This is a genomic window from Pseudanabaena sp. Chao 1811 (assembly GCF_027942295.1).
Lineage (GTDB): Bacteria > Cyanobacteriota > Cyanobacteriia > Pseudanabaenales > Pseudanabaenaceae > Pseudanabaena.
This window is the reverse complement of sequence record NZ_CP101416.1, coordinates 4,289,401-4,307,647: the sequence shown is the minus strand read 5'-3', so window position 1 is coordinate 4,307,647 and position 18,247 is coordinate 4,289,401. Positions and strand designations below refer to the sequence as shown.

The following is an 18,247-nucleotide window of genomic DNA, read 5'->3' as shown; positions in this document are numbered from 1 at the left end:
AATGTCTCCACAGCTAGCTCAAACCACTGCTGCTAATATTTTGATCGTTGATGATACGCTCGAAAACTTGCAGTTGTTGGCAAGTATGCTAACAACTGAGGGATATTTAGTTCGTAAAACAACCAGTGGCAAAATGGCGCTAAAGTTTGTGGAAGTAATGCCTCCAGATCTCATTTTGTTAGACATTAATATGCCTGATTTAAATGGCTATCAGGTATGTAAACAGTTAAAAACTTCTCCCAAAAGCTGTGATATTCCAGTGGTGTTTATCAGCGCTCTTGATCGTTTAGGTAATAAAGTTCAAGCTTTTGAAGTAGGGGGCGTTGACTATATTACTAAACCCTTTCAAGAGCAAGAAGTCCTGATGCGGGTTAGGAATCAATTACTGATCCAACAACAAAAGCAGAAACTCATTGAGCAAAATCAGCTTCTCCAAGCCCAGATTGTAGGTAGACAACAGGCGGAGTTAAATCTAAAAAAACAAATAGAACGAGAGAAGCTATTAGCAGGGGTAATTCAACATATTCGGCAATCCCTTGATCTCGATGAAATTTTGTTGACTACTGTAACTGAAGCAAGACAAATATTACAAAGCGATCGCGCACTCATCTACAAGGCAGAGCCAGATACCGCAGGAACAATTGTGAGTGAGTCCGATGCCCCCAATGTGGTAAACCTCCAGCAATATACATTACCTGAAGATATTTTTCCGCGATCGCACCATGATCTATATCTCCAAGGACGCATTCGCAGCGTCGTGGATATTGAGACAGACCATATGTCAGCTTGCTTAGTTAATACTTTGAAATGGTTGGGCGTGAAGTCTAAACTAGTCGTTCCCATTGTGACAAATTTTCATGGACATTCTGAGAACCAATTGAGTAGCCAAGATGAGCTATGGGGGTTACTCGTTTTTCATCAATGTTTTTCAACTCGGCAATGGGAACAGTCGGAAATTGAATTAATTCAACAGTTAGCCAATCAAGTTGCGATCGCTCTTCAGCAATCCCATCTGTACCAACAATTGCAAAAAGCAAATCAGGAGTTAGAGAAAATTGCGATTACCGATCCTCTAACCCATATAGTTAATCGTCGAGGCTTTGATCAATATTTCCATAAAGAATGGCAGAGAATGTTGAGAGAGCAAAATCCCATTTCCTTGATTCTCTGCGATATTGACTATTTTAAAAATTACAATGACACCTATGGACATCCCGCAGGCGATCGCTGTCTTTTTCAGGTAGCTGGGTTGCTGCGGTGTCAGGTTAAGCGTCCTGCGGATATGGTGGCACGCTACGGCGGCGAGGAATTTGTGATTATCCTTCCCAATACCAATGAGGCAGGTGCTTCGCAAATTGTTGAAGATATCCGTCAAGAGCTAACTACTTTAAATATTCATCATGGCAATAGTAAGGTAGCTGATTATGTCACCCTTAGTTTTGGAATTGCCTGTACTATTCCCCAAGCTGCCGAATTACCCCAAGAACTAATTGATAGAGCAGATCAAGCTCTATATCAAGCCAAAGAACATGGCAGAAACCGTCAATGGATATTTCAGGTTTAAAGCATCCCCTTTAGGGATGCTTTAAACTATGTACCAAAAGAGCGATCGCCAGCATCGCCTAGTCCGGGAACAATCCATCCTTGCTCATTGACAACTTCATCAATACAGGCCGAGTAGATTTGCACTGACGGGAACTGTTGATTGATTAGTTGCAAAGCTGGTGGCGCACAGAGGACATTAATAATCCGAATGAAAGCAGGATCGGCTCCTCTCTCTGTGAGTAATTTCAAAGTGGCGATAATCGATCCACCCGTTGCCATCATCGGTTCAACAATGAAAATACGAGTTTGTGGTTCAAATCTTTCTGGCAAACGATTGAGATAGCAGCTAGCCTCAAGGGTTTCCTCGTTACGCACTAATCCCAAATGGAAAACATTGGCAGTTGGCAAGAGGGTTTGACTTCCTTCTAGCATTGCCAATCCCGCCCGTAAAATTGGCACAAGCGCTAAAGGGATAGAAGCATCGATTAGCTGCCCTGATGCGGCTCCTATGGGCGTTTCAATATCGACTTCCTGCACTGGCAAAAATTCACGAATTGCCTCATAAGTCAGCCATTTCCCAAGCTCGCTCATTGCTGTGCGAAATAGTGGAACAGGTGTATGTTTCTCCCGCGCAATGGTGAGCCAGTGGCGGATGATGGGATGGGGAGGAACATATACGCGCAATTGAGGAGCCATGAATTTGTTCTAGTACTTGAATAAACTTGAATAAATTAAGTAGTGCAAAGCACTATTAGTCCTAACATCCTACGACGATTTGGTTTGCAGTTTATGGCGATTCCGCTCAAAACTAGCTATAGTATTTTTCTATAAATAACGCGAGTTCGGGATAATTTGAAACTATAGCTGTCGCCAAGTATATCAGGACATAAAACCCAAGAAGAGAAAGGCGGCGCTTTGCGCCGCCTTTCTCTTCTTGGGTTTTGCTTTTGTCTTAACATAAGTGACCGCAGCTATAGCTGAGAGGGTTTGCTACTCAAACCCTCTCAGCTATAGCCCAAAAGTAAAAGCCTTGCTATGCAAGGCTTTTACTTTTGGGCTTTTAAAATTTGCCAGCTTAACTCAAACTGACGTTAAATAATCTTTTAGCCGAAAAGATCATAGATCTATGGATAAACATTAATTCTTATTCATAATTAGCTCTACGGCTGTTAACATAGTTTATCTGTTTAAGCTTTGATGATATTCATGAAAAAATTCTCACTATATAACCTAGCGATCGCTGCAAGTATCTCTGTTGCTGCCGTTTCTTGTACTCCTACAACTACCACCACATCTACTACTACTTCTCCATCGGCATCAGCTACTCCTAGCAGTGCCAGTGCTAAACCATCTGCATCTCCCTCTGCTTCCCCATCCAGCACTGCATCTGCATCTCCTACGGCTAGTCCCTCCGCATCAGCTAGTCCCAAAGATGCAGATTCTAAAACTGAAAAAGCTCCTGATACGGTGCGGATTGCCGTTGTTAACAACAGTGGCAAAGTCTTAAAAGCAATTTACATGTCTGCACCAAGCAAACAAGATTGGGGACCTAATGAGCTTGATGCACCCCTTGCCGATCGCGAAAAAGCTGATTTTGAGTGGAAGCGTTCAGATTTTAAAGGTGCTGACGCAGGATGTGTATTTGACGTGAGAGCTGAGTATGATGATGGCAAGAGTGCAGAGTTAGATCCCATCGATGTTTGTAAAACCCCTGCAATTAACTTGAAATAGCCAAAAGGAGGAGTGCTTTGCACTCCTCCTTTTAATTTGATTTTTTATTCGGTTGGATCACAAATAGGATCTTCTTGATTTTCTTCAGTATCAGGTGGTAATTCGATAACTGGAGTGGATACCTTTACATGAGGTAGAGATGCACCTTCTAAACCTTTACTAATTCGACTTGGGGAATAGTCGAGGGTCACAAACAATGGATAGTGAGATTCCCCGCGATCGCTAATAATACTGCGATGTTTCCAAGGCAAAAGCCAGTAATATTCTTCCCCCAGCATGACTTCCACTTGCCGCCAACGTTTCAGAAGTGATGAGTAATCTTCGTTAGGACGATGGATAAACACAAAAATTTCTTGACCAGTTTTTACTTTCCAGTCAGGATCACACATAATCAAAGCGAGGTCACATTCTAAGCGAACATGATTTTGGGTCAAGTTGGGACTAGTAATTTGGACTACTGGAAATGGAATTGAAATTAAACTATCAATGGGACGACGCAGACTAGGAATTAGCTCAAAATATGGGCGATATTGCCGTAAAAGCGTAATTGATTCGAGAGGATTGCTGTAATGGCTAAGGAGAGTGTCGTACTGAATTTGATGGGTACTCATGATTGATCGGTAAATATAAAACCAAAGAATTTCGGCTTTGCCAAAATTTTTGATTTTGAAATTTTAATTTTTAAATGATGGGTAAATGCACAAAGAAAGTAGAACCTTGCTGAGTGTCAAGATTAGGAGATTTGACCAGAATTTTGCCATCATGGGCGCTAATAATATAGTGCGATAGATATAGACCTAAGCCGCTACCTTGTTTTTGATGGTTGCCTTGGCGAAATCTTTGGAACAAGAATGGTTGCTCATTAATCGGAATACCTGCACCAGTGTCAGCGATCGCAATAATTGCCTCAGATTGATGCGCCTCATTTTGAGCTAGCTTTAGGCTAACATGAACTTTTCCCACCTCGGTAAATTTCAGGGCATTGCCAATTAAATTATTAAATACTCGCAATAGTTCGAGGCGATCGCCTTTGACTGTAGCTGTTTGATCTAGGTCGGCAGTGAGTTCTAGATTTTTAGAAATGGCGATCGGCTTGAGTTCCTCTACCACTTGTTCGAGCAATTCCTGTAAGTTTAATGGCTGTAAATTAATAGTCTTACTGCCTGACTCGTAGCGATAGACATCAAGGAGCTTATTCACCATTTCCAGCAAATTGCGATTGCTGCGCCCCATGATTGTCAATGCTTCCCCTATTTGCGGCGAAATCTCCCCTAATACGCCATCTTGCAATAGTCCCAACATCCGATCCGCCGCCACCAGTGGAGTCCGTAAGTCATGGGTTAAGCGCGATACAAAATCCTGTCGCTGGCGATCAATGCGATCGCGCTCTGCAATACTATGTTTTAACCGCAATAGTGATCGCACCCTTGCCAAGAGTTCATCCGCCTCAATTGGTTTTCGAATAAATTCATCTGCGCCGAGGTCTAAGCCCTTAACAGCATTAGCGCGATCATAAGCCGTAATCAATAAAATGGGAATGAATGGTAAGTCCTTCATCGCTCTGATGCGACGAGTCACCTCATAACCATCCATGAGGGGCATCATCACATCTAGCAATACCAAGTCAATTGGCTCAGATTCAATAATTTTTAATGCCTCATGACCATTAGATGCTGCGATGATCTCGTATCCCTCTTCTTCGAGAATTGTGCGAACAAGAAACAGATTGTCTGGCACATCATCAACAATTAGTAAACGGTCAGGAGATTTCATTCAAACGCTCAGGCAAAACAGGATGGCTATATAGATGTTGTCACGAAATTGCGATCTATGCAGTCATCCTGATGATAGAAATTACAATACGGCGCTTTGCGCTGACTTGAAACCCAGAGAATTTTTTGAAAGCGCGGCGAAGCCGCGCTTTCATCAATAGGCTAAAAGGCGGCGCGAAGCGCCGCCTTTATTTATTTGGAAACACTATATAATAGCTTACGGATTAAGCTACCAATACTTAACTATGCGTCATCGTCTGTTTCTCTCACTAAGTACTTTCCTCCTAATTAGTAGTGGAATTTCTGCAACCTATGCAGAGGAGAATAAACCTGCTAAGCAAGAGAAAAATGAGTATCCACAGGAAGTAACTCGAACCTTTATGAAAGGTTGTGGATTTACTAATAGCAAAGAGTTCTGTACTTGTAGTTTAGATAAATTGCGATCGCAATATACCTTTGCCGAATTTCTCAAAATCGATACTGCTGCTAGAGAAACTAAGCAAGTTCCCCCAGAAGTAATTCAGCTATTTCAATCTTGCCGCCCCCAAATAGGAACCCCAACGATCAAATGACTTAAAAGCTAAATAGGTAAGGATGGGCGGCGCTTTGCGCCGCCCATCCTTACCTATTTAGAACTACCTAAAAGTCTTGCAAAGCAAGATTTTTAAATCATTTGATTTAGAGACAAAAAACAATATGGCAAGTACAGAAGTTGTAGTAATCGGTGGTGGAGCAGCAGGATTTTTTGGCGCAATCCATGCGGCGCAGGCTGACCATACTCGCGTTACCCTCTTGGAGGCAGGGCGACAACCTTTGGCAAAAGTCAGGATTTCAGGGGGAGGACGTTGTAATGTAACCCATCATTGTTTTGAACCTTCGCAATTAGTCCAAAACTATCCTAGAGGTGGTAAAGCCTTACGGGGAGCCTTCTCCAAATTTCAACCCTTAGATGTTGTGCGCTGGTTTAATCATGAAGGAGTGAAGCTTAAAACGGAAGCCGATGGCAGGATGTTTCCCATTACCGATAATTCAGAAACGATTGTGGAAGCCTTGATGTTTGCCGCAAAAAAGGCTGGTGTTAATCTTCGTACTAATGTTGTAGTCCAAAAAATTGAACATCTAGGCGATCGCAAATTTGATGTAATTCTTAAAAATGGCGAGAATATAATCTGCGATCGCCTATTGCTTGCCACAGGTAGCAGTCCATCGGGCTATGCGATTGCGCGATCGCTAGGTCATGACCTTGAGCCGCCTGTTCCTTCCCTATTCACCTTTAATATCAAAGATTCTAAACTGCATGAACTTGCAGGAGTCAGCGTCAATCCTGCTACCGTTAAATTAATTAGTGCTGCTAGTCCTGAAAAGAAAAAATCAAGCCGTAATCCCTTAGAACAATCAGGAGCTTTATTAATCACCCATTGGGGGCTGAGTGGTCCCGCAGTCTTGAAGCTATCTGCATGGGCGGCGCGAGAACTCCATGAATGTAACTATCAAGCAAAATTAGCCGTCAATTGGATTCCATCTTTAAAAGTAGAAGCGATTAAACAAATCCTCCTCACGGCGAAAGCCGATCAACCCAAGAAATTTATTTCTAATTACTGTCCCTTTGAAATTTCCCTACGACTCTGGGAATATTTTCTTGATAAAGCGGAAGTGGAACTAGAAAAACGTTGGGCAGATATTTCTAATAAAGCGCTTCAGCAAATTGTGAATGTGTTAAGTGCGAGTGAATATGCGATCGCAGGTAAAGGTGTATTTAAGGAAGAATTTGTCACCTGTGGCGGAATTCGGTTACAGGATGTGAATTTTCAAACAATGGAAAGCAAAATTTGCTCTGGCTTATTTTTTGCGGGAGAAATATTAGATATTGATGGTGTGACAGGTGGTTTTAATTTTCAGAATGCTTGGACGACATCATGGATTGCAGCACAGGGGCTAACTACCGTCTAAAGAGAGCTATAAAGATAAGTAGCGGCGCATCGCGCCACTACTTATCTTTATAGCTAGGTTATAGCTATAAAATGCTGACCTGATAAATATTTCAGCATAGTTAAAACTCGACACCAGAGCTTGTGCTGCCCGCTACGTGAGCGGCACAAGCTTCTAGGTTTTCAGTTGACTTATGCTTAGCTACTTATTGTTGGTGCTAAAATATGCCTTGATATTTTGTTAGGAAAACAATCTATGACGACTAGACGTACTGATAGCGCCTTTCCTGTAAGTTATAACCGCGATACTGACAGTTTGGTTGAAGGATTAACCAAGCGTGAATACTTTGCGATTATGCTGATGCAGGGATATACAAACTCCAATATCAAGTTTGAAGATGATTATCAAAAAGCGCGTCTAGCCGTCGCTGAAGCTGATGCTTTAATCGATATTCTTGCCTACGAAGCCAATCCTAAAGCTTTGTAAAGAGATGGATGAATAACGAGTCTTCCTGATTTTTACGAATAGGTTCTGGCTGTCTCAAGATCCATTAATTCAGACTAAATTATGTTAATTCCGTCCCTTGACAAAATCTTTACCAAAAAGTTGACGATCCATCAGCTTGGTGATCCTGCATTACGCGAGACTGCTCAACCGATCGCTAATGTGCGCGATCGCGAAATTCAGCAACTAATTGATGAGATGCTAGTCACTCTCAAAGAGAGCAAGGGCGTGGGTTTAGCAGCTCCGCAAGTTGGGCGATCGCTTCAGTTAATCATTATTGCTTCCCATCCCAATGAGCGTTATCCCAATGCGCCCCAAATGGAACCAACTGCCATGATTAACCCTAAGATTATTTCCTATTCATTAGAAACCGAGAAAGGATGGGAAGGTTGCCTCTCAGTGCCGATGATTCGTGGACTTGTACCACGCTATCGAGAAATTGAAGTGGAATATCTAGATCGTCAAGGCGATCGCCAAGTTACAAAGCTCACTGATTTTGTTGCCCGTATCTTTCAGCATGAATATGATCATCTTGAAGGTAAAGTCTTCTTAGATCGGGTGGAAACAAACTTAGATTTAATTACCGAAGCTGAATATCACAAACTCAACAAATGAAGACTCCCTAACACTCTAACAATAGCAAAAGCCTCGCAAAGCGAAGCTTTTGCTCTATTTACTGGGAGCTAAGGTTTCCAATTTTTTCTTCTGTTCAGGAGTCAAAACTAAAAGGATCTGCTTGCGGCGCTCAACCACGATCGCCCCAATCTTTTTCTGTTGCTCCGCGGACAAATTTAGAGACTTAATAATAGCTCCAACATTTTGCTTTGACTTGATGCCTGCCTCTAGTTTTTTGCGTTGCTCAAGATTAAGGATTTGGAAGATTTTAGGATTAGTCTCTCCAAAAATTCTCGCAATCTTTTGCTTTTGAGCCGCAGACAAGTTTAACTTTTGGATTAACTTTTCTGGTGCAATATCCCCTTCAGATTTAACAATCCCCTTAGTATCTGCCTTGCTCCAAGATTCAGCGATCGCTGGTACTGCTTTCCATGCAAAAGCTGAGCCAAGAAGTACACAAGTCGCAAGAATTAATGAATTTAATCTTTTCATGATTTATTTAGCTTGTTCTGACTTGAATTTTTGGTGAGATATGCAGCCAAGAAGCATATCCCTAAGAAGTTAGCTTGACCTTTCTCTAAATATTCCCCAATATCAAGCAATTCATAACTGTAGTAGTTTTCATTTTACCTATGGCAAAATGAAAACTCAAATCTCTTGCTCGGTTAGACGCAATCTTGACAGATTTGTTCCCAAGCCACGACGGGATCAGGAGCAGCAGTAATAGGTCTCCCAATTACTAAGTAGTTTGCACCTGCGGCGATTGCTTCTTTGGGTGTCATCACTCGGCTTTGATCCCCAACGGCTGATCCTGCGGGACGTACCCCCGGAGTCACAAAACAAAATTCATCACCACCCGTTGACTTCAGGAGCGATCGCAACTTGGCAACCTCATGGGGTGAACAAACTGCACCGCTGAGACCACTTGCTTGAGCTAGTAACACTAATTTAGAAACATAGTCAGGGACTTCGAGGGGGACTTGTAAATCCGACTTTAGAGCCTCCGCGGAAATACTGGTTAATAACGACACTGCCAAGAGTTGTGTTGATGATCCCGCTACTTCAGCTTGTGCCGCTTGCATCATCGCTTTACCCCCAGATGCGTGAATTGTGAGGAAATCAGCACCATATTTTGTGGCAACGCGAGTAGCTGAGGCGACAGTATTGGGGATATCGTGGAGCTTTAGATCGAGAAAAATCTTTTTATTACGTGCTTTTAGTTCCCGTAAAACCGTACTACCATCAGCGATAAATAGCTCTAGTCCTACTTTCCAGAAACCTACTTGAGGCAGGCGATCGCATAAATCTATAGCTTCACGCGCCGAAGGAAAATCTAGCGCCACAATAATTTTGGTTTGGAGATCAGCTACAGGATTAAGGTTTATTTTCATTGCTTTATCGCAAATTTAAACGATACTAGAGCCTAATCCTATTACGTATTGTCGTTCGGAGGATCTATGCGAGCGGTATTGATGGCAGGCGGATCGGGAACGCGGTTACGTCCTCTTACTTGTGATTTACCAAAACCGATGGTATCGGTGCTAAATCGTCCAATTACCGAACATATTCTTAACTTATTAAAGCGTCACGGCATCCGTGAGGTAATCGCCACCTTGCATTATCTGCCCGATGTCATTCGCGAACATTTTGGCGATGGCTCAGATTTTGGCGTGAATATGATGTACGTGGTTGAGGAAGATCAACCATTAGGGACAGCTGGTTGCGTCAAAAATGTGGAAAGCCTCTTAGATAGCACCTTTATGGTGATTAGTGGCGATAGTATTACTGATTTTGATCTGACTGCCGCTATCAAATTTCATCGTGCTAAAAAATCACAAGCAACCCTAATCTTAAGACGAGTCAGCGATCCCATGGCTTTTGGTGTGGTGATTACCGATGAAGAAGATCGCATTCAAAGATTTTTAGAAAAGCCATCAACGAGCGAGATTTTTTCGGATACGGTCAATACGGGTATTTACATTCTGGAACCTGAAGTCCTGAGCTTTTTGCCATCTAACGAGCCAAGTGATTTTTCTAATGATCTCTTTCCACTTTTGCTCGCTAAGGGTGTGCCAATGTTTGGCTATATAGCCAATGGGTACTGGTGTGATATTGGTTCCCTAGAAGCTTATCGGCAGGCTCAGTACGATGCGATTAGGGGGCGCGTCCATCTGGACTTGGACTATGTGCAGCTACGCACAGGGCTATGGATTGGCAAGCATACGGTGATTTCGCCCACGGTGCAGATTGAGCCGCCTGTCCTGATTGGTAGCAATTGCTCGATCGGCGATCGCACGAAGATTTCCGCAGGTACGGTCATCGGCGATCGCGTCACCATTGGTTCTGATTGCGATTTGCAACGCCCGATCATTGGCAATAGCGCCATGATCAGCGAGGAATGTCATCTCTGGGCTTGCACCATTTCCCGTAATGCCCGCATCAGTCGCCGTGTGCATGTGATGGAGGGTGCAGTCGTTGGCTCAAATTCAGTCATTGGTGAAGAGGCAAGAGTTTTCCCTAATGTGCGAATTTGGCCCAGTAAGCATGTGGAGGCAGGCGCGACCCTGACCACTAATTTGATCTGGGGCGCAATGGCTTCACGCAATTTATTTGGGCAACATAGCGTATCGGGCTTAGCCAATGTTGATATTACGCCCGAATTTGCGGTGAAACTAGGAGCCGCCTATGGCGCAACCCTCCGCCCCAATTCCCATGTGATGGTCTCACGGGATCAGCGCACGATTTGCCGAATGCTGACGCGATCGCTAATTTCAGGATTAATGTCAGTGGGAATCAATGTCGAGAACTTAGAAGCAACCGCAATCCCGATCTCACGATTTATAGCGCCTAGTCTTGGCGTAGTTGGTGGTATCCATGTGCGTGTCCATCCCGATCGCAATGATTGCGTGATGATCGAGTTTCTCGATGCTAATGGGATCAATATCAACAAGGCAAGTGAGAAAAAGATTGAAGGGACATTTTTTAAAGAAGATTTTCGCAGAGCCAGAATCGAAGAAATCGGCGAAATCAGCTATCCCACCCGTGTCTTAGATTATTACAATAGCGGCTTTGCAAAAAATATTGATGTCGAAGCAATTCGTTATAGCGATTGCAAAAAAATTGTTATTGATTATGTCTACGCAGTGTCGGGAGCTGTTTTGCCAAGAATATTAGGCAAATTTAGTACCGATGTTGTCGTTCTCAATGCCAGTCTTAACGAAATTGCCCCTGCCCCAGTTGATCGTGAAAAAATGTTGACGCAATTAACTGACGTGGTGAAAGCAGTCCGAGCCAACTTTGGGGTACAGGTTTTTGCCAATGGCGAAAAATTTATCTTGATCGATGAATTAGGCAAACCTATTCGGGACGAACTGCTGACGGGATTAATGGTGGAAATGGCGCTAATGGCTAAGAACGGGGGAACTGTCGTTGTCCCCGTATCAGCATCAGGCATGGTGGAACTGATCGCCGAGAAACATGGTGGCAAGGTCATCCGTACTAGGGCAAATCCGACAGCTTTGATGGCAACTTGTCACAGTACTGAGGGTGTAGTTTTAGGTGGTTCTGCCGAAATGGGCTTTATTTTCCCGCAGCTTCACCCTGGATTTGATGCGATGTTTAGCATTGCCAAAATCATGGAATGGATCACGCTCCAAAAGCGATCGCTATCGCAGGTACGCACCCATCTTCCCCGATGCCACTTTCGCCAGCAGACAGTGCGCTGTCCTTGGAGCATCAAAGGTACACTCATGCGCCATTTAGTTGAGTCCTATGGGCGCGAACGAATGGAGTTAATTGATGGGGTAAAAATTTTTTATAGCGATCGCGATTGGGTACTAGTTTTACCCGATGCGGGCGATCCCCTTGTCCATGTATTTTCCAATGGTTTTGATACCCCATTGAGCAATGGACAGGCATGGGCAGAGCATCAACTCCAAGAAGTATGTAGCCACATTGAAGGTTTCTGTAAGCTACAAATTGCTTTGTCAAAGGACTCTGTTCTACTCGACAATTAACGCAATATCGCATTATCTAGGGTGAATTTTCCAGGCCACAAAAAAATTTAGCCAAATAGGTTGACAAAACACTATACCCATTTGCTATAGTAAGTACCGCGCAATCAAAGAGATTTGGAAAACGCGCTGACAAATTGGGGTGTCGCCAAGCGGTAAGGCAGCTGGTTTTGGTCCAGCCATTCCGAGGTTCGAATCCTTGCACCCCAGTAACTAGAAATAAAAAAGCTCCTTCAAGAGGAGCTTTTTTATTTTCTAACCTGCAAAATTATCTTTTTGTCCGCGAATTCTGGCAAATACGCGATCGGGAATATCTATACCTGCCGATCTCTGAATTGCAGGGACATCCCATCTCAGAAATGGATTAGTCCGCTTTTCTAAACCAATGGTACTAGGTACAGTCGCCTCTCCCCTTTGACGCATTGCACTAGCCGTAACCATCCGTTCCTGCAAGTCAGGATTTTCACTATCAACGGTCAGCGCAAATTTGAGATTGCCTAAAGTATATTCATGGGCGCACCAAACACGAGTATCGTCGGGTAGTTGCCGCAGTTGGTCAATGGAGGCAAGCATTTGGGCAGGAGTACCTTCAAACAATCGACCACAGCCGCCCGCAAACACCGTATCACCACAGAATAACTCTCCGCCTTCATCGCCCACTGCGGGGAAGTAATAGGCAATATGGGCATAGGTATGGCCGGGGACAAAAAATACCTCTGCTTCGCGATCGCCAAAAGTTACATGATCGCCGCCCTTGAGAAATACTTGCTGATGGGGAATGCGATCGCGATCTTTTTCGCCACCATAGACCACTGCATTAGGAAATTTTTTGATTAATGCTGAGTTGCCACCCACATGATCACCATGATGGTGCGTATTAAAAATCGCTACCAAAGTTGCATCTAATTCTTCTAATTTGGCTAGGACTGGCTCAGCAACAGCAGGATCAACGACTGCGGCAGTCTTGCTAACAGGATCATGTAACACAAAAACGTAGTTGTCACTTAAAACAGGTAGGCGATAGATTTGCATAGGATTGGTTAAATGTTTAATAGACTTAAAGCTTACACAATGAGTAAATTTGGTGCGGGCTTTGCCCGCACCAAATTTACTCCAAACCCAGTAAATTCGTTTGACTTACATAAGTCCTAAAACTAATAAAGCTGAGACTAATTGCGAAATAACTACTCTCAGCTTACTTGGATTCTATTAAGGCGATCGCCGCTTCTAGCTTAGACGGATAGTTCTTGGCAAATTCCTCGAACCATAACCCCTCACCAGAGAGAGGATCAAGAGTTTTTAACCATTCCCTTGCCTTTTGCTCATAAATTTGACGGTCTTTAGCTTTTTGGCGATCCTCTACCTGCTGCAAATCATGATTAACGGCACTACTGCTAGATGGGATTGGCTGGACATTAATTTCTGCTTCTACAGCCTTAGTAACACCATTGCGTAAATCCTCTAATAGGAGATCTAGAGAATTAGGATTAGCTAATGGTTTGACCTCAATATCTAGGCTAGGTAAATCTTGTTGTGATCGCTCTGATTTAAGCTGAGACTTAGGTTGCTTATTAACATCAGGATCTGTGTATTTATTCTGAAGATCCGTAAGAATGGACTCAAGAGATTCCATTTATTTCCTCAATCATTAATTGCACTTAACAAAACTTCCGCAAGGGTCATATTTTCCATATCAGCCAGCGTAATCGTATCAACAATATCGAAGTTTGCACCAATGCTTTGCAATTTATCGTCTAGAGCTTTCAGAAAATCGGTCGCACTCGCATCAGTTCCAACTTGAATAAAGGAAAGCGCTAGTTCAGCATCATTATTCAGACGGCGTGTCGCTTCGATAATTACTTCAAACACTGAACGACGATCATCGGGTTCACCATCGGTAATTACTAAAATTGTTTCCCCTGTCTTGATTTGCCCAGCCTTTTTGCGTTGAAAGAAGCTATTAATCGCATCCTGCAAAACTGCGGTCAAATTTGTCCCACCCATTGGATCATTCTCTTGGAAGATTTGCTCAACCTTAGCCGCAGAGACATTATCAAAGCGCTTAAATTTTCCTGAGAACAAATACACCGTAATACCATCAGGATCTAGTTGATCACATTTACGGGCAAGGGCAAGCGTAGATTCCTTAACAATTTCCCATCGACTTTTGTTTGTGCCTCTATCGGTATTAGACATACTGCCGCTTTTATCGATAATCAGCGTGTAATCGCGCTTGTCTAGCATATACAACTCTTACAAATATGATGAACTAGTAAAATTATATCTCACACACTTAGAGGGGAATGTATTGAAGAATAAAAGGAGGCGCAAAGCGCCTCCTTTTATTCTTCAATGTTTGCAGTAGAATAAGCCATAGTTTTTTATTCTTTGCTGCTATGAGTCAAACCGATAACCTAGAAGAGCGCTTTCGTGAGCTAGAGCGCGAAGTGATGGGCAAGCAACAAGCAAATAAGCAAACCCACGAACCTGATAAGCGGGCTGAGCCAGAATTTGTGGCAGTTAGCCAAGGTGTGGATGCCGCGAAAACTAGTTTAAGCAGCCTCATTGATTGGGTAAATAGCTTGACTGGGGCAACTAAAATTGCCGCAATTGTTGTGATCGGACTAGTCGCATTTACAATTCTGAATTTTGTGTTTAAACTAGTGACAGCCGCAATTTCTATCGGCATTCTGGCGCTAGTCGGATTTATTTTATATAAAGTATTCTTTGAGCCTAATCCTAAATAGCTTGGTCAGCATTTTTTGCTAGCCACAGCTCCAAATAAGCTTCTATCAGGGTTAAACCTATGCCTATTTCCCGTGCATCCCGCAGACCGATCCAGCCCAAGTTGCGTTCTATGCCTCTGCGAAAAACACCTTCAGCTATATATATCCAGATGCATCAACTTGCTAATGAGAAAGAGCGTTTGCAGGAGGAGCTAGTCAGAGTCTGCGATCGCCAGCAACAGATAATCGATCGCCTCGCTGAATTAGATCGTAATCTCGCTCAACTGGATCTTGATGTCGAGAATAATGCGGTGAGTGCTGAAATGTCTGAAGCTCAATTTATAAATAAAATTAAAGCCAAACCCACCGAGCGCATTCAAAAAACTCGCGGCGTAACCTACGAAAGCATGACCATTGAGTATTAATTATGATGGGCGGCGCTTAGCGCCGCCCATCATTAAGGTCTAGAGAAGCACCCAATGGGTGCTTTTTTGCGATTTTGGGAATAGCTATAATGCAATCAGTACTATTAAGGGAAATATATTAACATGGGCAAAAATAAGGAAAAATCTGCCGATAAAGAGCTATCTAGCACTATTAATATTGGTATTTCTGAAGATGATCGGACAGCGATCGCAGATGGACTTTCGCGTTTACTCGCTGATACCTATACCCTTTACCTGAAAACCCATAACTTCCACTGGAATGTCACAGGACCAATGTTCAATACCTTGCACCTCATGTTTGAAGCGCAATATACCGAACTTGCCCTCGCTGTTGACCTGATTGCCGAACGGATTCGCTCTCTCGGAATTCCTGCCCCTGGCACATATTCCGCCTACGCTAAGCTCACCTCGATTCCTGAAACTGAGGGAGTACCTAAGGCAACGGAAATGATCAAGTTGCTCGTAGAAGGGCAAGAGGCAGTAGTCAGGACTGCGCGTTCTATTTTCCCGATCGCGGAAAAAGCTAATGATGAACCAACGGCGGATCTTTTAACTCAACGCTTGCAAGTCCATGAAAAAACTGCATGGATGCTGAGAAGTTTGCTAGAAGACTAATATATCCTTCAGTTCTAGATATCCTTCAGTTCTAGTCTCCTCTCCCATTAAGCTATGGTACACAAGTCTCTATGTCTACATTTCAGATTGTAGATCCCCCCCAGCCCCCCTTGTAAAGGGGGGAGAATTATCTTCTTCCCCCTTTACAAGGGGGATTGAGGGGGATCATTTAGTCAATAATGATGTAACTGATAACTTGTATGTATTAGGTAGCCCAAAGGAGAAGTAAGTTTTTTCCTGATTCCTAATTATTTTTATCAAATTTATCGAAGTTGAATAATCCGCTTTTCTTGACAGGCTTCTCCATATTTCTTTTGTTGTTGCAAGTCCCCGCAACTCTTGTACTCCTAAAAAGGCTTAGCACTGCCCGCGATCGCACGCCGCCGCTATTGCCCCTCGAAGCAACTGACGAAGCATTAGCCAAACAAAATCCGAATGTTTCGATTGTGATACCGACGCTTAACGAAATTGAGCGTTTGCCGACTTGTTTAGAAGGATTGCGTGATAAGGCTGCTAAGGAAATTATCGTCGTCGATAGCCGATCACAAGATGGCACACCTGAATATGTGCAGAAATTGCAAAAAGATTTTCCGATTCCTTTAAAGCTGATTACCGATGATCCTTTGCCAGAGGGATGGGTTGGTCGTCCTTGGGCTTTACATACAGGATTTTTAAATAGTGATCCGACTAGTGAATGGATTCTTGGTATTGATGCCGATACTTTCCCACAAAAGGGGCTAGTCGCTAGTTTTGTGCAGAAAGCCACTGCTGAAAATTTTGATATTGTGTCCCTGTCGCCCAAATTTATTCTCAAGACCGCAGGCGAACAATGGCTACAACCTGCGTTGTTAATTACTCTAATTTATAGATTTGGGGCAACAGGCGATCGCAATCAATTTACCGAAGAGCGGGTAATGGCAAATGGTCAATGCTTTTTATCGAAACGTGCCAAACTAGTCGAACTCAATGGCTATGAGCTTGCCAAGTCTTCATTTTGCGATGATGTCACCCTTGCTAGAGCTGCTGCTCAAAAGGGCGCAAAGGTGGGATTTCTCGATGGGGCGGCTCTGATGCAGGTACGGATGTATACCTCAATGCAGGAAACATGGAATGAATGGGGGCGATCGCTAGATCTCAAGGATGCCTCAACACCCAGTCAAACCTTTGTGGACTGTCTCTTACTCACTGCGGTTCAAGGGCTCCCTATGCCGTTATTAATTGCCCTATCTATTTGGCAACCAGCACCATCATTATTCATCAATACTTTATTTTGGCTCAATGCCTTTTTAGTATTGATCCGATGCCTACTGGTATTTGGTATCCGTACCAGTTATACCGAAGTTGGCTTCTGGTTTTGGCTTTCCCCCCTCGCCGATCCCTTTGCTGTAATTCGGATCTGGATTTCTTCACTCACAAAACCCAAAAGTTGGCGCGGACGCACCTATTAAAAGAAAGCAGCGCTTTGCGCTGCTTTCTTAGAAATAAACCAATTAGAAATAAACAACACGGCTATCAAAACCTTGACGGCGCATAGTCAAGTTAAGCGTCTCAGCGCTGGGGCGATCGGGATAGCCCTGAACTTCGATATAAGTACCACGATAGGACGATCGCAATTGAGCAGTAGGGGCAACTGTTTGTACCCTTTGTAATTCTGAAACAGAACCTGTAGGAACAATTACAAAATAGCGTAGCTGTGCAGTATTTGCGACGGGCTGGCTAGCTGGAGGTAAAGGCTGAGAAGCTGATTGAATAGGTATGGGTTGGCTTTGCTGAGGTATGGACTGAGGCGATCGCACAATCTCAATTGAGTTTGATGGAGGATTATTTGAGTTGGGAAAATCTGCGCTCGGCACACCGGGCAACGAATCTATCCTTGGGGTCGAATTCGGAATTGTGTCCACGGGTATTGGTGCAGAGTTGGGGGGCATTGAATTCGGAATTGTCGCAGGTGCTGGCATAGAGGCAAACTTACCTTGAACAGTTTTAATTTGCGGATTTAGCCCTGCTTGGGTAAATTGAGCAGCCCGTCGCTGGGCAAGATTAAGATTAGTAAAGCGTCCTAATTGCACCACCTGCTCACCTGTATCCAGACGACTGACAAAGGCATCAGGCGCTAATATTTTGGCTTGTTTAATATTTGCCACATTCGGCAAATATACGAGGTACTGAGTACTACTAGTACTTAATGTTGCTGGTGGTAATGAATCATTTGGGAAAGACTGAGCGTTTGCAGAGGCACTGAAATTGGTACTAATACTCATCAGAGATACTAGACCAATGGCAAAACTACAAAGAGGTGTGTGTGTGTGGAGTCTCATATTGCTTGCCAGCCGAAGGTAGCGAAATAAAAA

At 43.5% G+C, this 18,247-nt stretch carries 20 protein-coding genes and 1 tRNA gene; 12 read left to right on the top strand and 9 right to left on the bottom strand.

From position 1 onward, the window contains the following. Position 1: 1 nt before the first annotated feature. Positions 2 to 1,564, top strand: a complete 1,563-nt coding sequence (locus NMG48_RS19670) for a diguanylate cyclase domain-containing protein (protein ID WP_271253104.1) — start codon at positions 2 to 4, stop codon at positions 1,562 to 1,564. 26 nt (positions 1,565 to 1,590) lie between these two features. On the opposite strand, the gene upp is transcribed toward NMG48_RS19670, so the two are convergent. Further along, positions 1,591 to 2,241: a uracil phosphoribosyltransferase gene (gene upp / locus NMG48_RS19665; protein WP_271253103.1), complete on the bottom strand. Its 651-nt coding sequence runs from the start codon at positions 2,239 to 2,241 to the stop codon at positions 1,591 to 1,593. Between the two features lie 510 nt (positions 2,242 to 2,751). Between upp and NMG48_RS19660 the strand changes: the two genes are divergently transcribed. Next, the gene (locus tag NMG48_RS19660) at positions 2,752 to 3,276 is read left to right on the top strand and encodes a hypothetical protein (protein WP_271253102.1); all 525 of its coding nucleotides are present in this window, start codon (positions 2,752 to 2,754) and stop codon (positions 3,274 to 3,276) included. Positions 3,277 to 3,320: 44 nt separating this feature from the next. Here the strand turns inward: NMG48_RS19660 and NMG48_RS19655 are convergent, their stop codons facing one another. Next, complete coding sequence (locus NMG48_RS19655) at positions 3,321 to 3,887, bottom strand: hypothetical protein (protein ID WP_271253101.1); 567 nt, start codon at positions 3,885 to 3,887, stop codon at positions 3,321 to 3,323. Positions 3,888 to 3,957: 70 nt separating this feature from the next. Then, positions 3,958 to 5,049 (bottom strand): sensor histidine kinase, encoded by a 1,092-nt coding sequence (locus NMG48_RS19650; RefSeq protein WP_271253100.1) that lies wholly within the window; start codon positions 5,047 to 5,049, stop codon positions 3,958 to 3,960. 244 nt (positions 5,050 to 5,293) lie between these two features. Here NMG48_RS19650 and NMG48_RS19645 point away from each other — a divergent pair, with 244 nt between their 5' ends. From NMG48_RS19645 to def, 4 genes are all read left to right on the top strand, one after another. After that, positions 5,294 to 5,620 (top strand): hypothetical protein, encoded by a 327-nt coding sequence (locus NMG48_RS19645; RefSeq protein ID WP_271253099.1) that lies wholly within the window; start codon positions 5,294 to 5,296, stop codon positions 5,618 to 5,620. A 124-nt stretch (positions 5,621 to 5,744) separates the two neighbouring features. Then, entirely contained in the window at positions 5,745 to 6,998 is a 1,254-nt protein-coding gene (locus tag NMG48_RS19640; protein WP_271253098.1) for an NAD(P)/FAD-dependent oxidoreductase, read from the top strand. 234 nt (positions 6,999 to 7,232) lie between these two features. Further along, the gene (locus tag NMG48_RS19635; protein ID WP_126386899.1) at positions 7,233 to 7,463 is read left to right on the top strand and encodes a hypothetical protein; all 231 of its coding nucleotides are present in this window, start codon (positions 7,233 to 7,235) and stop codon (positions 7,461 to 7,463) included. Positions 7,464 to 7,544: 81 nt separating this feature from the next. Next, positions 7,545 to 8,096 carry a peptide deformylase gene (gene def, locus NMG48_RS19630; RefSeq protein WP_271253097.1) on the top strand — a complete coding sequence of 184 codons (552 nt, stop codon included), beginning with the start codon at positions 7,545 to 7,547 and terminating at the stop codon, positions 8,094 to 8,096. Between the two features lie 54 nt (positions 8,097 to 8,150). Here def and NMG48_RS19625 read toward each other — a convergent pair whose 3' ends face one another. After that, on the bottom strand, positions 8,151 to 8,588 hold the full coding sequence (locus tag NMG48_RS19625) for a Spy/CpxP family protein refolding chaperone (RefSeq protein WP_271253096.1): 438 nt from the start codon (positions 8,586 to 8,588) through the stop codon (positions 8,151 to 8,153). Between the two features lie 173 nt (positions 8,589 to 8,761). Beyond that, complete coding sequence (gene pyrF / locus NMG48_RS19620) at positions 8,762 to 9,487, bottom strand: orotidine-5'-phosphate decarboxylase (RefSeq protein WP_271253095.1); 726 nt, start codon at positions 9,485 to 9,487, stop codon at positions 8,762 to 8,764. A gap of 66 nt (positions 9,488 to 9,553) precedes the next feature. On the opposite strand from pyrF, the gene NMG48_RS19615 reads away from it, so the two are divergent. Both NMG48_RS19615 and NMG48_RS19610 read left to right on the top strand, forming a co-directional pair. Beyond that, the gene (locus NMG48_RS19615) at positions 9,554 to 12,112 is read left to right on the top strand and encodes a mannose-1-phosphate guanyltransferase (RefSeq protein WP_271253094.1); all 2,559 of its coding nucleotides are present in this window, start codon (positions 9,554 to 9,556) and stop codon (positions 12,110 to 12,112) included. Positions 12,113 to 12,247: 135 nt separating this feature from the next. Then, a tRNA-Gln gene (locus NMG48_RS19610) sits at positions 12,248 to 12,319 on the top strand. 45 nt (positions 12,320 to 12,364) lie between these two features. On the opposite strand, the gene gloB is transcribed toward NMG48_RS19610, so the two are convergent. From gloB to NMG48_RS19595, 3 genes are all read right to left on the bottom strand, one after another. Next, the gene (gene gloB, locus NMG48_RS19605; protein WP_271253093.1) at positions 12,365 to 13,141 is read right to left on the bottom strand and encodes a hydroxyacylglutathione hydrolase; all 777 of its coding nucleotides are present in this window, start codon (positions 13,139 to 13,141) and stop codon (positions 12,365 to 12,367) included. A 163-nt stretch (positions 13,142 to 13,304) separates the two neighbouring features. After that, complete coding sequence (locus NMG48_RS19600) at positions 13,305 to 13,742, bottom strand: salt stress protein, Slr1339 family (RefSeq protein ID WP_271253092.1); 438 nt, start codon at positions 13,740 to 13,742, stop codon at positions 13,305 to 13,307. A gap of 8 nt (positions 13,743 to 13,750) precedes the next feature. Then, positions 13,751 to 14,353 (bottom strand): vWA domain-containing protein, encoded by a 603-nt coding sequence (locus NMG48_RS19595; protein WP_271253091.1) that lies wholly within the window; start codon positions 14,351 to 14,353, stop codon positions 13,751 to 13,753. A gap of 152 nt (positions 14,354 to 14,505) precedes the next feature. Between NMG48_RS19595 and NMG48_RS19590 the strand changes: the two genes are divergently transcribed. The 4 genes from NMG48_RS19590 to NMG48_RS19575 all read left to right on the top strand — a co-directional run bounded on the left by NMG48_RS19590 (position 14,506) and on the right by NMG48_RS19575 (position 17,344). Then, positions 14,506 to 14,856 carry a hypothetical protein gene (locus NMG48_RS19590; RefSeq protein ID WP_169365660.1) on the top strand — a complete coding sequence of 117 codons (351 nt, stop codon included), beginning with the start codon at positions 14,506 to 14,508 and terminating at the stop codon, positions 14,854 to 14,856. A 59-nt stretch (positions 14,857 to 14,915) separates the two neighbouring features. Beyond that, positions 14,916 to 15,260 carry a hypothetical protein gene (locus tag NMG48_RS19585; protein ID WP_271253090.1) on the top strand — a complete coding sequence of 115 codons (345 nt, stop codon included), beginning with the start codon at positions 14,916 to 14,918 and terminating at the stop codon, positions 15,258 to 15,260. 123 nt (positions 15,261 to 15,383) lie between these two features. Further along, positions 15,384 to 15,896: a Dps family protein gene (locus tag NMG48_RS19580; protein ID WP_169365662.1), complete on the top strand. Its 513-nt coding sequence runs from the start codon at positions 15,384 to 15,386 to the stop codon at positions 15,894 to 15,896. Positions 15,897 to 16,168: 272 nt separating this feature from the next. After that, positions 16,169 to 17,344 carry a glycosyltransferase gene (locus NMG48_RS19575; RefSeq protein ID WP_271253089.1) on the top strand — a complete coding sequence of 392 codons (1,176 nt, stop codon included), beginning with the start codon at positions 16,169 to 16,171 and terminating at the stop codon, positions 17,342 to 17,344. A 42-nt stretch (positions 17,345 to 17,386) separates the two neighbouring features. Here NMG48_RS19575 and NMG48_RS19570 read toward each other — a convergent pair whose 3' ends face one another. Continuing rightward, the gene (locus NMG48_RS19570; RefSeq protein ID WP_271253088.1) at positions 17,387 to 18,157 is read right to left on the bottom strand and encodes a hypothetical protein; all 771 of its coding nucleotides are present in this window, start codon (positions 18,155 to 18,157) and stop codon (positions 17,387 to 17,389) included. Positions 18,158 to 18,247: the final 90 nt, after the last annotated feature.